This window comes from Arcicella lustrica (assembly GCF_034930985.1).
In the GTDB taxonomy this organism is placed as follows: domain Bacteria; phylum Bacteroidota; class Bacteroidia; order Cytophagales; family Spirosomataceae; genus Arcicella; species Arcicella lustrica.
In genome coordinates this window covers 214,408-228,933 of the sequence record NZ_JAYGIM010000015.1, presented here as the reverse complement: position 1 = coordinate 228,933, position 14,526 = coordinate 214,408, and the positions used below count along the sequence as shown (strand labels likewise).

Genomic DNA, 14,526 nt, shown 5'->3' with positions numbered 1-14,526 from the left:
AATGCAATTTATAAAAATATTTAATCAAATGAACTTGTTTCTTAACACAGCACCTTGATACAAGAAAAGTAACCGCAGCGGCGGCCGCAAAAGAAAATCAAGAATTCCTAAACTCGCTTCGCTCAAACAGTAGGAATTCGTTGTTCATCAATCATAAAAAAGCGGTAGGAAAATTAATTTCGACCGCTTTTTTGATTTAAAAAATTCCGGATGATTTATATTTTTCTTTCTATGATTTTGTTTAAAATCTCAAGATAAAATGTTGTTTAGGTTGATTTTTTCTGAAAAAAACTAAACCAATAAAGAATAAATCTATCGTTATCATTACGCTTGGATGTGCTTTAATATATTGCCAAGCTTCCTGCATTTCTTCCGACCAATGAATATCATCGAATATAAATAATGATGATTCGCTTGCTCTGCTTAAGCACATTTCAAAATACTTCACGGTTGGCTCATAACGATGGTTGGCATCAAAAAAAGCGAAGTCAATTGTTTCAGTTTTGGCAATTTGTGTTGCCAATGTTTCATCTAAATTTCCTACAACAATTTCTATATTATTGGCAGATAATTCGTCAAAATTTTCCTGAGCAATTTTTGCCGTTGTCGGGCAACCTTCAAAGGTAATCACTGTAGCATTTTGCAAAGCCTTCGCTTCGTACAATGTGGTAACTCCGAGAGAAGTCCCTAAGTCAAAAATTACTTTAGGTTCAAAATGTTGAATAAGTCTGAAAAGTAATTTGCCAAATTTTGAAGGCTTTTCGGCACTTTTAGCAATTTGTTTGATTTGCCTTGAATTGGATGAATGAATCTTTGAACCCGCTCCGAAATCTGTAATTTCTATTACTTTATCGTTTTTCTTTAGTCTTTTTCGCAAAGCTTCGATGCTTTTGAAATGTGGAGATTGAAAGCTTTTTGTAAGAATAATTTTGGTATAAAGTTGAAAAACAAAAGGCGAATGAATTGCGTGTTCGTTTTTGGAAGCAAGTAAATATTGAAAATATCTTTTAATCAAAACGTGATTTTTATTTTGTGAATGAGCAACAATAGCAAAGTAAGAAAAAACAATAAGAAATATTGAACTGAATATTTCTTGTGCGTAAGCAATTTTTCGAAATTCCGCTGTTTGAGCGAAGCGAGTTTCGGAATTTCTTGATTTTCTTTTGTTACTTTTCTTGTATCAAGACAAGAAAAGTAAGGTCTTTGGAAAATGAAGTATTATATTTTTAAATGTAAATCAAACTCCTAAATATTCATTTAATTCATCCTAAAAGGAGCAACCATCGTAAAATCTGGAATAACAACATTGAAAAACTTACCATCAAAAATACGTTCCATCTGATAAGTACCCGCCATTTTTCCAAGCGAAGTATTCAAATTACAACCGCTAGTATATTCATAAGTTTGTCCGGGTTCTAATGTTGGTTGTTGACCAACAACGCCTTCGCCTTCAACTTCACGCACTAAACCATTAGCATCATGGATATACCAATGACGACGCAATAATTTTACCGTATAATCGCTTCCATTATGAATTTTGATATGATATGAAAAAACAAAATTTCCTTGAAATGGATTAGAATATTCAGGTTGAAAGTGGGTCAAAACGCTTACCTTTACACCATTTGTGATAGCTGAGACCATTTTTTTAATTAGTTTTTTTACAATATATTTTAGCGAAAATTACATTACATTGTCTGAAAAATCAACGTAATTGATAAATTTATTAAAACCCATTGAAGAATGAACGTAAAAATTGAAGATTCTTGGAAAGAAAGATTGAGTCCAGAATTTGAAAAACCTTATTTTAAAACCTTAGTTGACTTTGTTAAAAACGAATATACTGCTGGAACGGTATATCCACCCGGAAAACTAATTTTTAATGCTTTCGATAAATGTCCTTTTAACGAAACTAAAGTAGTAATTCTTGGGCAAGATCCTTATCATGGAGCTGGGCAAGCGATGGGACTTTCCTTTTCGGTAAATGATGGAATCCCTGCACCACCTTCGTTAATCAATATTTTTAAAGAAATTAAAGATGATTTAGGAATCCCGATTCCAAAATCTGGCAATTTAGAACGCTGGGCAAACCAAGGCGTATTATTATTGAACGCCACTTTAACAGTTAGAGCTTCTGAGGCTGGTTCACACCAGAAAAAAGGTTGGGAAGCCTTCACTGATGCTGTAATTAAATGTATTTCAGAAGAAAAAGAAGGAGTAGTTTTTATGCTTTGGGGAAAGTATGCTCAGGACAAAGGAGCGGTAATTAATGCCTCAAAACACTTAGTTTTGAAATCTAAACATCCTTCGCCAATGGCTGCTAATTCAGGCGGTTGGTTTGGAAATCATCATTTTTCAAAAGCCAACGAATATTTAGTAAGTAAAGGACTTTCAGGTATTCAATGGTAAAAAAACTCAAAATCTTCTATGAAAAAATTACTTTTAATTGTAGCCCTTTTAGTTAGTCAGTTTTGTTTCGGACAGAAGCGATTTGAAAATGAAATCAAAGCTTTTGAAAAAAGTGATTCGCTTTCAATGCCAGCACCAAAACAAATTTTGTTGGTTGGAAGCTCATCATTTCGATTATGGACTACTTATAAAGAAGATTTAGCAGGATATTCTGTCATTAACAGAGGTTTTGGTGGTTCTGTTATGAGCGATGCCAATGAGTATTTTGAAAGAATTGTCTCTAAATATCAACCCAAATACATTTTAGTGTATGAAGGAGACAACGATATTGCCTCAGGAAAAAGCCCTGAAACTGTACTAGAAGATTTTAAAATATTTGTCGGTAAAGTAAAGAAACAAACACCAAAAGCTACAGTGGCTTATATTGCTATTCGTCCAAGTATTGCAAGGGTGAAAATCGTAGAGCAACAAAGAAAGGCGAATCAATTAATTGAAGCGTATTGTAAATCAGAAAAAAAACTTCATTTCATTGATATTCAAAAGCATTTTTATTTACCCAATGGAGAATTGATGCAAGATATTTTTGTGGCGGATAAATTACATTTGAATCAAAAAGGGTATCAGATTTGGACAGCAGCCATCAGAAAATATTTGGTAAAACACGTGAAGTAAACCTATGAAAAAAATCTTTTCAGTACTTCTTATTTTATGTTATTCTTTCGCTTTCGCTCAGGAAACAACTATTTCGGGCAAAGTAGAAAATATTGGAAAGGGTGATACACTGATTTTGGTGTATGACCCTTTGCTATTAGGAGTAAACCCCTTGATTCAGAAACTGGTTTTGAACTCTGAAAATCAATTTCAATGTAAATTGAATGTACAGAGTCAAGCAATTGTTGAACTCAAATTCAAAGAGCAAAGCATATTACTCTTTGTTGCGAAAGGAAATCATATTTCCTTAGCATTTGATGCTAAAGATTTCGAGAAAAGCTTGAAAATAAAAGGTGAGAATGCTTTAGAAAATGATTTTTTAGTAAAGTTTTATCAGACATTTAAAGTAGATTTTACTTCATCATTGATGCTGAAAAAAGTAAATAGTATGTCTATTGATGTACTTGAAATGGATTTGTTTGAAGCTAAAAAAGCACAATCAGATTATTACAAGTCATTTCCAGAACAAAGTAAATTTTCGGAAGTATTTAAAAAGTACATAGAAAATCAAATTCGTTGGAATTATTGGTCATATATTTTAGCTTATCCGATTATCAGAGGAAACGCTAATCAAGCCCAAACACAAGTAATATCTCTTCCTAATTCTGTTTTAGAAACCTTGGACGAAAAAAAGATTCAGGACGAATCCGCTTTACTTTCTTCGTCGTACCGCAATTTTCTGATTCATTACATTACTTATTTCAATTCAAAAGCGCATGGCTTTGTGAAATATGCGGATGTCAATAAGGCAATGGAAGATAAACATCTTTTTGCCAGAGAACATTTGCCAACCAAGGTGTATCAGTATTATTTAGCTTATTTGTTGGATAGTCAGTGCCAGTTTTGTTTGCCTTCTGTGGTCAGAAATACTTTTTCGGCTTTAAGTGCCACGCCAAATTCAGAAGCATATACCAATTTGGTTAAAGCAAAATGTGGTGAGATAATGAGTAAAAACGATGAAGCCATTAAAGCGAAAGAAGAGGATGGTAAATGGTTTAAAGCGATTACGCCAGATGGCAAAGAATTATCCTTAGCAAGTTTGAAAGGCAAAGTCGTTTATCTTGATTTTTGGGCTTCTTGGTGTGGACCATGTCGAAAAGAGTTTCCATTTTCTAAGCTTTTACAAGAAAAATTAAGCGATAAACAAAGAAAAGAAGTCGTGTTTTTATACATTTCTATTGATGAAGAAGAGGAGAATTGGCGAAAAGGAATGAAAGATTTGCAAATAGAAAACCAGAGAAATGTTCATTCAAAAGGCGGTTGGGAATCTGGCGCAGCTAAATTCTTCAAGTTAGAGTCTATTCCAAGATATATGTTGATGGACAAAAAAGGAAATATCGTTGACAGCGATGCCAAACGCCCAAGCGACCCTAAAATTTTGTCGGATATTTTGAAACTAATTGGAGAGTAAATTGAATGCTTCTTCTCAATAGGATTGGGTTTAAACCCAATCCTATTGAGAAGAAAAATGTATTTCTAGCATATTTTAAAATTCACTAATTTAAAGGAGTGTTTAGAGGAATACATTTTATCATTTATATTTGTAGAATTATTTGCCCACATCTATATATAAAGCATATTTAGATTTTTACATTTGTCGGATAGCAATAGGTAGTACACATTTTAATAAGTTAGCAGTATCTCTAACACCTACTTCTTTATCAGGCTCTTCTAATTCATATCCTAATATAGTAATGGAGTTTTACACTCTTCCAAAAATTCTTTTTACTTTATTTAGGCTTATAGGTTTACATTAAATTGTTACAGATTGTAACAATTCAACCATTAATTAGTAGCGCAACGACACACCACTAGTAATCATATTAAATCATATATACTTAGAATGAAAAAGTTTTTTACCTTAATTTTATTGTTGTCAGTATTCTCTACTCATGCACAGCGTATTTACAATACTGTTTTCGAACAACTTCCTGAAGATTACCAGCTTTATCCTCGAAATGAAAAAAATGAATCTTATGTCTCCATCAATGGATATGTAGATGTTCCAGGTTGGCGTGCTTTTTCTGTAGAAATTTTTCGGGAGGATGTGAAAATAGGTTATCAAAAATCTGAAATTACCTATGTTGATGCTAAGGGTAAATTCAAATTCAATCCAATAACAATTAAAGCTGAACTAGCAGAATACAGTTTTAGAATATTTGCTATTAGTACAAAAGGCGATTCTGGTGAAGTTGTACATCGTAAACATGTAGTTTCTGGAGATGCCTATGTTATTGGCGGGCAGTCTAACGCTGTGGCTTTATTTAATGATGGTGTTCAGCCTTATTATAACAGATTTGCTCGTACCTATGGTGCAAGTTATCCTTATGAAGAAACTATTAATTGGCGAGTATCTGAGTATGGAAATTATAGAGTAGGACAAATGGGAGGTGGCCTTCAGAAAAGAATTATTGAAAAATATAAAATTCCAGTATGTGTCATTAACCGTGCAGTAGGAGGTATCAATTTAGGTGCTAGTTTAATTAGAAATCCTTATAATGTTGGAGATTTATCTAATGTTTATGGTCAAACTTACTACATGGTAAAAAATGCTGGTTTATTAAATGGCGGAGTAAAAGCTTTTATCTGGAGACAAGGTGAAAATGAATCTTCTGGAGGGTCTCTTTATTGGGGAGAACTGTTTAATAAATTATATAACTATTGGCATGAAGACTTTCCTGATATTCATAAATATTATATTTTTCAAGTAGGTTTAATTGCTTGGCCTGAAAAACACGCTGGAGCATTAAGAGACTACCAAAGACGTGCAAAAACCATTTATAACGATGTTGATAATATCACTGTAATTGGAAATAGGGGCTATGATGGAATTCATTATGATACTTCCGGGCATACACAAACAGTAAATGAACTGTTTAGAATGATTGACCGTGACCTCTATGGAGGAAAATATAATGAGAATGTAAATTCTCCTAATATACAAAGAGCCTACTTTTCAAAACCAGATAGAAAAGAACTCGTCCTTGAATTTGAACAAGACCAACAGATGGTTTGGGTAGAAGATACCGTTTTGATTGATAAACAAGGAAATGCAGTAAAACAGTATATGAAAAATATGTTTTACTTTAACGAGAATAGTGAAAATACACTTGTTACTTCTGGTAAAGCTGTTAATAATAAGATTATTCTAAGCTTAAATGCCCCTGCACCGAAAGACAAGTTCAATTATCTCCCATCTTTTCATGATGACCAAATCTTTCAACAATTTGGAGGACCATTCTTAACAAATAGAATTGGGATGAGAGCTTTTTCATTTGACCAAGTGGCAATTGAAGAATATACTCCGCCACTATTAACCCCAGAAATTACAATTAATCCGCTTGCTTTTAATCAACTTAAGATTTCTTGGAAGAGTGTTCCCAAAACGCAAAAATATATATTAGAAGCTAAGAGGGCAGATGAGGATACCTTTAACGAAATAGCGATCTTAGAGGCTGGACAAACAGAGTTTTTGCATACTCAATTATCACAAAATACAACCTATGAATATCGTTTGAAGGCTTTAGGTGATAAAACAGAATCTGAATATGGTTTACAGGTAGCTTTAACACCTGCAATTTTAGCAACAGAAAGTGATATTCAACGTGAGGTAGTTATATTCCCAAATCCAAGTGTGAATAAAGAAGCAGTTATCAGATTTCAAAAACCAATGACTGGGAAAATAAGCATTTTAACTATAAACGGTTCACTGCTTTATGAAGAAGATATTAAAAATGTGTATGAATTAAGTCTTCCTGTTCGTAATTATCCACAAGGTACTTATTTGATTAATATCAAAAATGAACAAAAAACAACCGTTAGAAAATTAATGATTGAAAACTAAAGCTAGATTAGGCAATCTTATTAGTGATAGGATTCATTCTTGATTTTGGTAAAACTCTTTGTAATAAAACCTCCTTGTTTATTTTGTGAATCATACGAAACACAAAAACAGGAGGTTTTATTATTTCAAGAGGAGTCTCCAAGATTCTCCGATACACTGTCTATATTCTCGTAGCGGAAGCTCTAATACTAATTGCGGGAGCCTATATTCTCGTAGCGGAAGCTCTAATACTAAATGCGGGAGCCTATATTCTCTGAGCGGAAGCTCTAATACTAAATGCGAGTGCCTATATTCTCTGAGCGGAAGCTCTAATACTAAATGCGGAAACCTATATTCTCTGAGCGGAAGCTCTAATACTAAATGCGGGAGCCTATATTCTCTGAGCGGAAGCTCTAATACTCTAAATGCGAGTGCCTATATTCTCGTAGCGGATGCTCTAATACTAAATGCGGAAGCCTATATTCTCCTAGCGGGTGCTCTAATACTCTTCTATAAGTTTGCTATCAGCGAAGCTGTAATTATCCGAATAATATTATATCTTTAAAATAAGTTGGAAAGAGAGTAAATACAATATAAAATCAGATTTTGTATGCTAAAGAAACATTCAATTCTCATTGGAATCATTATTTCAATATCATTGCTAGTAATTGCTACATTGTATTATCCGGGTGGCTCACAATTTGATAAAAATGCTATTGGCTATGACTGGAAAAATAATTTTATCAGTAATCTTTTCGGAGAGAAGGCGGTGAATGGTGCAGATAATCCATCTCGCTTTTGGGCTGTTGGAGGAATGATTTTTCTTGCTGCAAGTTTTGCCACTTTCTTCGTTGGATTCTCAAAGAGGATACCAGCAAAAGGTGCAGCAAATGTTATAAAATACTTTGGGGCTATCGGTATGATATTTACTTTTTTAATAGCTACTCCCTTACATGATACCATGATTACCATCGCAAGTACAATGTTTCTGCTAAGTTTATTTTACATTACTGTCTTTGTATTCAAAACAAGGCTACATGTCTTCAAATTCCTTTGCACTGTATTCCTTCTTGATTTTTATGGTACTTTATTCCTTTTTGGCTCTGGTTATTTTTGGGAGTTTTTACCGATAATGCAGAAAATTTTGTTCGCTAATACCATAATTTTAATTTTAGGCTTAGAGTATTTTACCAAAAAAGAAGATTTCCAACACATAAAATAGGGTAAATGAAATTACTAATGTAGAGGTGAACTGCTAACCAAGAAGGTTTTTGCTCAATAATTAACCATTTCGATTGTATTAGTAAACCGACAAGGTTTGATTAAACTGAAAATAACCCAAAATGTTTAGGTCATTACCACCATATAAGGCAATGTTTAGGGCATATTCTTTTGTTTCGTGTCCCACTAAAAAGTCGGAGCAATACCAAAAATCTTTCTCAACGTATTGACAAGTAAGAGGATTGAAACTTTCGGGAACAATCGTTTTGACATCAGAAAAGAATTTTAGATTCAGCGATTTACTTGAAATAGCACTAGCAGTAAGTTGCGTGATTTGATAAAGAATAACTGGATTGTCATAGTTAGAGGTTTCAGAGAAGGTAAAGAAGTTTATTTCTACCGATGTATTTTTTGATTTAAGAATGTTGATATTCTTGCCTGAAAATCCCTTAATAGCCTCATCCTTTTGTCCAGATTTTACAAAATAGCTATAGGAGTTTGGTATCTTTGTTGGATTTAAAGGGTCTTTGCTGGGGTTGAGGAAATCCCTAATCAACTGTTCTGTGAATACTATAATAGTAATATTTACGACCGAATTCATGATTTTATGATTTAAAGGAATGGATATACACTAAATAGATTCTCTCGATAATTCGCTGATTTATAGGAGGTAAGATGGAAAGGAGGAAATTGCTATTGAAACAGCATGTCGAAGCAATCAATTATTTTCATTCATCAATTGCTTCGACAGTGTTAAGAAATTACAGCTTATTTAGCAGTAATTGCAGGATCCCAAGAGAAGTATCCAAAAATACTTAAATCAGAATTATACACTGCAAAGCGTAATCCATAATTTTCAGTACCTTTTTTGTTTACTGTGTTTTGTGCAAACCAAAAGTTTTGAGTTGGATTCGGGCTTTGCAATACCAATGGATTGAAACTTGATGGAGCAACGGTTTCTACACCTGGGAATTGTTGCAATTCAAAATTAGGGTTTGAAAAAACATCGTCACCGCCATATTTAAACAGGTTATACAAAATGACAGGACTGTCATAGTTGTTGTATTCAGAAACTGCGTAAAAACGTACTACATCACCCTGAGTTGCAGTAAAGCTAAGGTCGCCTGTGCCTTGTCCACTAATATCAGTTCCATCTGCTACTACCATATATTGATAAGTATGGTCGATACCCGTAGGGTTGTTTTGGTCTGTACTTGGACTAGTGAATGTTTTCATTAATCGAGTTGTGTCAATAATGATATTGACATTAATAATTTTGTTCTTTGACATGGTTATAAAAGTTTTGAGATTGTTCCTACTCGTATGGCTTTTCAGAATGCGCCCTCATAGTAAATGCTTCTATAAGTAAGCCCGTTTATTAAAGTGGTAGCTGAACTCCACTCATCAGAAATTTTTGATATACAAAGTTGGCTCTAAACACAGCGCAGTAAAAGATGATAAATAGCCCTTTTTGCAATCAGTTATTTATATCTGATTTGCTAAAAAGTACAGGTATAAATACCTGTTTTTAAGATATGATTGGTTGTTTTTAGTAGTTTCTATCTATGCTTTAATTATTATTGTGTCGCATTAAACATGATACTATTTAGCAGGCCTGCGAAATAAGAGATTGTTGGATTAAACCTTTAATAACAAAAAATAACCATGAAAAGTATAAGCTTAAAAATCGCTACAATTTTGTGTGCAATAACTATGATTGCCTGCAATAACTCAAATGATAATGCCTTGACTGAAGGTCGCCCAGCACCTGTACCACTAGATTCTTTACTTGTACCAAAAAGTCAAGCGATGGTGAATATTGCCTATTTTGATTCTATCTGTAGCAAGAAATTATCAGAAATTCCCATTAAGGCATATACCATTAGGTCGCAAGAATTATTAGTGGCAATGGGTTTAGATTCATCATTACTCAATAAAGTCATTTATAATAATGTTCGTGTTTATATAGCTTACCAACCCAATGGTGAAAAAGAAGGAACTCCGGGCTATAAATTATATCTTGTACCTGTAGTTGGAGCCAATTTGGATGCTTACCCACCGATTGGCGGAAAAGATGTGATGCTTGATAAGAATGGGAAAGGAATTAAACCAGAGCTTTTAGGTAACTATGCAGATGGAGACCAATATGTATTAGATTTAAACACACCATGCCCCAATACTTGTGCCATTAACGGTGACCTTTTAACGAAGAAAAAGTTGTAATTAAGAATGAATATAGCCAAGATAATATTACTGTTATCGGATTTACCGGTACTGTTAACACTAGTATATACCATTGTTTGCTTTAAAAAGTTGAATAAAGCATTAGGAGTATTTGCATACTTTATATTCTTTTCAAGCTTTATACAATTGCTTTCTTTGGTGTTTTGGCTATATCGCATGAACAACTTGCCTTTACTTCATTTATACGTGCCAATTGGCTTTATACTTTTAGCATGGTTTTATATAACAATCTTAGGTGATTTTATTAATAAGAGAATAATATGGTTTACGACCATATTATTCTCTCTTTTTAGTATCATTAATTCACTAACACTCCAAAATGTTTATACTTTCAACTCTAATGCTTTAACGGTTGAATCTATTCTGATTATCATCCTCGCACTTTTCTCTTTTATGGTTTTCTTGAATGATATTGTTAAGCAAAATGCTTATAATGATATCATCAGTCTCAACTGGATAAACTCTGGATTATTTATTTATCACACTTCCAATTTGTTGATATTCTATTTTGGTGCTACTATTGTAAGTAAGTTTTCAGTGGACACCAATCTTTATACATGGATACTGCATGCTTTTTTCTCTATTATCATGTATTGTTGCTTTTTTATTAGCTTATGGAAACGGTCACGCAGTTGAGTATTGTTGAAACCATATTACCTATGACTGTTATTGTATTTATAATAGCGATAGGTGTTGTGCTTTTGAATCAGCATTTTCATAAAAATTTATTTGAACAAAAACTTAAGCAAGAATCCTTAAAAATACTTTATCGAAACGAATTACTCCGTTCTAGCATACTTATTCAAGAAGAAGAACGCAAAAGGATTGCTCAAGATTTACATGATGAGTTAGGTGCAGTACTTTCTATAATGCGTATGCACTTGATAGTATTAGAAAAACAAATTGCAAAGGATAATACCAATATGCTGACAGGCGTTGAAAACGTTCGTCAACTTTCAGAATCTGCTCTCAGTAGTATTCGGAGTATTAGTCACCAGTTAATGCCACCACAATTAGAGAAATTTGGATTAATAAAAACCTTAGAGTCGGTTACCAATCAAATCAATAAAACAGGTAAAATACAGATTCACTTGACTACCTCTTGCGACGATACACCTATTCTTACTTGGGCAATCAGTTTAGGCTATTACAGAATAATAATGGAATTAATTAACAACACCATTAAACATGCTAATGCTACAGCGATTGATTTAAATATATTATGTAATACTTTTGACATAAAATGTACATACAGCGATAACGGTTGCGGTATTAACACAGAAAATAGCTCTGCTGGCTTAGGCCTCAAAAGTATTGAAGGTAGAGTAACAGCCCTAAACGGAACACTAAAATGGGGCAATAACGAAAAAGAAAATGGTTTTTACGCCTTTATTGAAATACCAATTGACAATACAACCCTTAATAACCCATAACAATTATTTTATCAATTTTCAGGAAAAAACATTATCTAAACAAATGTTATTATGGAAGAAAAAATAAGAGTTGGGTTAGTGGAAGATCAAGTACTTTTTAGAGAGGGAATGAAAGGGATTCTCAATCATGCCAGCAACAATAAATTTGAAGTAGTCTTTGAATGTGGAGATGGCTACTCAGTAATTGATAGGTTAAAAGATAGTCAATCCATTCCAGATGTCATGTTGGTGGATATTTCCTTACCAGCCAGACCCGACAAAAAAGAATTTAGCGGTTTGGATGTCACCAATGTCCTGTTAACGACTTTCCCCAATGTACGAATTTTGATACTGTCTGTTCATGAAGATGAAAACTTTATAACAGACCTAATCGAACATGGAGCCCACGGCTATTTGGTAAAAGATAGCGACCCTCAAGAAGTATTCGATGCTATCCAATCGGTTTATAGCAAAGGCTCTTACATTAACGAACGCACTTTGAAGGCAATTCAGAGTAGAATGGGCAAAAAAGTAAAGAGCAAGAAAATGAATATTGCCATCACCAAAAGAGAAGAAGAAATTTTACAACTTGTCTGTCAGCAATACACTGCCGAAGAAATTGCAGAAAAACTTTATATCAGCGTAAAAACTGTAAATGGACATAGAAATAATTTACTTCAAAAAACAGGTTCTAGAAATGTTACTGGTTTAGTATTATATGCCATTAAAAACAGTATTTTCTCTTTGATTTGAGATAAATAGCAGGCTCTATCTTGCGACTCTGATGAAATTTCATTTACGGTTTTTGTCGGTTTTATACGGGAAATTGCGTGAAAAAGATGAAAAAACCTATCTCTGAGATAGGATGACCTATCTTTTTCACGCAAAAAACCGCAAAAAAGACAGATTGAGCTATCTCTGAGATAGCTCAATCCATCTCGAAGATAGCCTATTCTATCTTCGAGATGGATTGATGGTTCTTTTAGATAGATTGGGCTGTCAGAAAGATGAATTGGCTTAGCAGGAAAATTACTATTGGTTTCTGAGAGCTAATACTGGTCGTAGATTATACTCAATGTCGTAAATTGCAGAAAGCTTACGACCAGTGTTAGACTCCAATATCGACCAACTATTTACTATGTTATAAAGCCCCGTTTTTTACTCTTATCAATTTACCATTCAATTCATCAGAAAGTATATACAATTTACCCATAGGGCTTTGTACCACTTTCCTTATTCTTAATCGGTCGTTTACAAATAGTTCCTCTGTACTTTTTATCGTTTCGTTTTCAATAGTTAACCGCCATAAACTACCTTTTGATAATCCGCCAACTAATAAATTATGGTTCCAAGCAGCAAATTCTTGACCCACATAAAAGTGCAGACCTGTGGGTGCTACTGTTTGTAACCATGACCAAACTGGCTCTGTGTAAGTATTCCCGAGAATGGGTTTTGGTGCAAATTCTGCAAAACGATATTTACCTGTTGTTTTCATTGGCCAACCATAATTGCCCCCTGCTTTTAGTACATTTATTTCATCTCCTTGGTGTGTACCATGCTCGCTAAACCATATTTTGCTAGTGTTGATTTCAAGTGTTAAGCCTTGTGCTGCTCTTATACCTATAGCGTATAATCCAGGAGTTGCTTTATCTCCAAAATAAGGATTATCGTTTGGTATTGTTCCATCAGAATTTATTCGATAGATTTTCCCTCTTTTATCTTCAATATTTTGAGCGATTGGTATACTAGGTTCATCTTTTTCGGTAAATAGTCGTTCGCCAATGGTAAAATATAGTTTACCATCATTCCCAAAAAGCATCCCACCACCATAATGTACCCGCTCATGGGTATGAGGTTCTGCCACAAAAAGCACCTTAATTTGTTGTAATGATTGATTTTCGAGTACTGCCCTTATAATTTTGGTAGTTCTTCCTTTTGTTGCAGCTTTGGCTGCATAAGACAGGTAAATAAATTTATTTGTCTTAAAATCAGGGTCGAGCAACACTTCAAATTTGCCAGTGTTATCACCAAAACCACCAAGACTGTCTTCTAAGTCTGTAGGAAAACCCTTAATTTTGGTCTTTTCTTTATTTAATAAATTTACTTTTACCAAATCACCTTCTTTTTCTGAAATCAAAACTTCATCTTCTGATATAAAAACAATGCTCCAAGGTCGTTTAAGTCCTTCTAAAATAGTTTCTTTTTCTAACCGAATAGCATTTACATCAAAGATTTTATGGGGTGTTCGGGTAGATACTTTATCGGCAATAAACCACCCCTCATTAGTTTTCATGAGGTTGAAATAGTCGGTGAACAAATCTTTTGCAGTGCTGATTTCAATTTTTGCACTACCCATATTATTCGTGATATCTATACTAACTATACGAGTGCTTAGGTTTGCTGGTCTTGCATGAGGTTTGAATAAACCGATATATTGATTTTTTGTAAATTCGATAAATTTTCCATTATTATAATTTTTCAGATGACACGAAGCGTGCATTGCTTTACTCACTTTAGTGCTATCTCCTGTTGCCCACCCATCAAAATAATTTTGTATCGTACTTTCTATCAATTGCCTTTCGGTGGGGCTGTTTTGGGGAAATGCTGAAAAAAAACTGGCAGTTAAACATATAATTAAGACTACTTTTTCCATTTTCTAAAAGTGTTTTTTGATTATCAAAATGAAACCTTTTCATTTCGGTGCTC

13 protein-coding genes are annotated in these 14,526 nt (G+C 33.6%); 8 read left to right on the top strand and 5 right to left on the bottom strand.

What is annotated here, in order from left to right; translation table 11 throughout:
• Positions 1–241: 241 nt before the first annotated feature.
• Positions 242–1,015 (bottom strand): O-methyltransferase, encoded by a 774-nt coding sequence (locus VB798_RS19545; protein WP_323688919.1) that lies wholly within the window; start codon positions 1,013–1,015, stop codon positions 242–244.
• Positions 1,016–1,257: 242 nt separating this feature from the next.
• Positions 1,258–1,644, bottom strand: coding sequence for a Co2+/Mg2+ efflux protein ApaG (gene apaG / locus VB798_RS19540; RefSeq protein ID WP_184133494.1), 387 nt, complete (start codon positions 1,642–1,644; stop codon positions 1,258–1,260).
• Between the two features lie 99 nt (positions 1,645–1,743).
• On the opposite strand from apaG, the gene ung reads away from it, so the two are divergent.
• The 5 genes from ung (at position 1,744) to VB798_RS19515 (ending at position 8,165) form a co-directional block, all read left to right on the top strand.
• Positions 1,744–2,409, top strand: a complete 666-nt coding sequence (gene ung, locus VB798_RS19535) for a uracil-DNA glycosylase (RefSeq protein ID WP_323688918.1) — start codon at positions 1,744–1,746, stop codon at positions 2,407–2,409.
• Positions 2,410–2,427: 18 nt separating this feature from the next.
• Entirely contained in the window at positions 2,428–3,081 is a 654-nt protein-coding gene (locus VB798_RS19530; protein WP_323688917.1) for a GDSL-type esterase/lipase family protein, read from the top strand.
• Positions 3,082–3,085: 4 nt separating this feature from the next.
• On the top strand, positions 3,086–4,531 hold the full coding sequence (locus VB798_RS19525; RefSeq protein ID WP_323688916.1) for a TlpA family protein disulfide reductase: 1,446 nt from the start codon (positions 3,086–3,088) through the stop codon (positions 4,529–4,531).
• A 432-nt stretch (positions 4,532–4,963) separates the two neighbouring features.
• Positions 4,964–6,964, top strand: a complete 2,001-nt coding sequence (locus VB798_RS19520; RefSeq protein WP_323688915.1) for a T9SS type A sorting domain-containing protein — start codon at positions 4,964–4,966, stop codon at positions 6,962–6,964.
• Positions 6,965–7,553: 589 nt separating this feature from the next.
• On the top strand, positions 7,554–8,165 hold the full coding sequence (locus tag VB798_RS19515; protein ID WP_323688914.1) for a hypothetical protein: 612 nt from the start codon (positions 7,554–7,556) through the stop codon (positions 8,163–8,165).
• 78 nt (positions 8,166–8,243) lie between these two features.
• Here VB798_RS19515 and VB798_RS19510 read toward each other — a convergent pair whose 3' ends face one another.
• Together VB798_RS19510 and VB798_RS19505 are read right to left on the bottom strand one after the other, a co-directional pair.
• Positions 8,244–8,765: an AidA/PixA family protein gene (locus tag VB798_RS19510; protein WP_323688913.1), complete on the bottom strand. Its 522-nt coding sequence runs from the start codon at positions 8,763–8,765 to the stop codon at positions 8,244–8,246.
• 167 nt (positions 8,766–8,932) lie between these two features.
• The gene (locus VB798_RS19505) at positions 8,933–9,454 is read right to left on the bottom strand and encodes an AidA/PixA family protein (RefSeq protein ID WP_323688912.1); all 522 of its coding nucleotides are present in this window, start codon (positions 9,452–9,454) and stop codon (positions 8,933–8,935) included.
• A 375-nt stretch (positions 9,455–9,829) separates the two neighbouring features.
• On the opposite strand from VB798_RS19505, the gene VB798_RS19500 reads away from it, so the two are divergent.
• The 3 genes from VB798_RS19500 (at position 9,830) to VB798_RS19490 (ending at position 12,573) form a co-directional block, all read left to right on the top strand.
• A complete protein-coding gene (locus tag VB798_RS19500; protein WP_323688911.1) occupies positions 9,830–10,387 on the top strand; it encodes a hypothetical protein in 558 nt (185 codons plus the stop codon).
• A 635-nt stretch (positions 10,388–11,022) separates the two neighbouring features.
• Positions 11,023–11,841 (top strand): sensor histidine kinase, encoded by an 819-nt coding sequence (locus VB798_RS19495; protein WP_323688910.1) that lies wholly within the window; start codon positions 11,023–11,025, stop codon positions 11,839–11,841.
• 51 nt (positions 11,842–11,892) lie between these two features.
• A complete protein-coding gene (locus VB798_RS19490; RefSeq protein WP_323688909.1) occupies positions 11,893–12,573 on the top strand; it encodes a response regulator transcription factor in 681 nt (226 codons plus the stop codon).
• 388 nt (positions 12,574–12,961) lie between these two features.
• Here the strand turns inward: VB798_RS19490 and VB798_RS19485 are convergent, their stop codons facing one another.
• Positions 12,962–14,473, bottom strand: coding sequence for a PQQ-dependent sugar dehydrogenase (locus VB798_RS19485; protein ID WP_323688908.1), 1,512 nt, complete (start codon positions 14,471–14,473; stop codon positions 12,962–12,964).
• Between the last annotated feature and the right edge of the window lie 53 nt (positions 14,474–14,526).

Bases quoted from the DNA above. Each gene is read 5' to 3' on its own strand.
- apaG (WP_184133494.1), bottom strand. From the start codon at position 1,644: ATGGTCTCAGCTATCACAAATGGTGTAAAGGTAAGCGTTTTGACCCAC.
- ung (WP_323688918.1), top strand. From the start codon at position 1,744: ATGAACGTAAAAATTGAAGATTCTTGGAAAGAAAGATTGAGTCCAGAA.
- VB798_RS19530 (WP_323688917.1), top strand. From the start codon at position 2,428: ATGAAAAAATTACTTTTAATTGTAGCCCTTTTAGTTAGTCAGTTTTGT.
- VB798_RS19525 (WP_323688916.1), top strand. From the start codon at position 3,086: ATGAAAAAAATCTTTTCAGTACTTCTTATTTTATGTTATTCTTTCGCT.
- VB798_RS19520 (WP_323688915.1), top strand. From the start codon at position 4,964: ATGAAAAAGTTTTTTACCTTAATTTTATTGTTGTCAGTATTCTCTACT.
- VB798_RS19515 (WP_323688914.1), top strand. From the start codon at position 7,554: ATGCTAAAGAAACATTCAATTCTCATTGGAATCATTATTTCAATATCA.
- VB798_RS19510 (WP_323688913.1), bottom strand. From the start codon at position 8,765: ATGAATTCGGTCGTAAATATTACTATTATAGTATTCACAGAACAGTTG.
- VB798_RS19505 (WP_323688912.1), bottom strand. From the start codon at position 9,454: ATGTCAAAGAACAAAATTATTAATGTCAATATCATTATTGACACAACT.
- VB798_RS19500 (WP_323688911.1), top strand. From the start codon at position 9,830: ATGAAAAGTATAAGCTTAAAAATCGCTACAATTTTGTGTGCAATAACT.
- VB798_RS19495 (WP_323688910.1), top strand. From the start codon at position 11,023: ATGGAAACGGTCACGCAGTTGAGTATTGTTGAAACCATATTACCTATG.
- VB798_RS19490 (WP_323688909.1), top strand. From the start codon at position 11,893: ATGGAAGAAAAAATAAGAGTTGGGTTAGTGGAAGATCAAGTACTTTTT.
- VB798_RS19485 (WP_323688908.1), bottom strand. From the start codon at position 14,473: ATGGAAAAAGTAGTCTTAATTATATGTTTAACTGCCAGTTTTTTTTCA.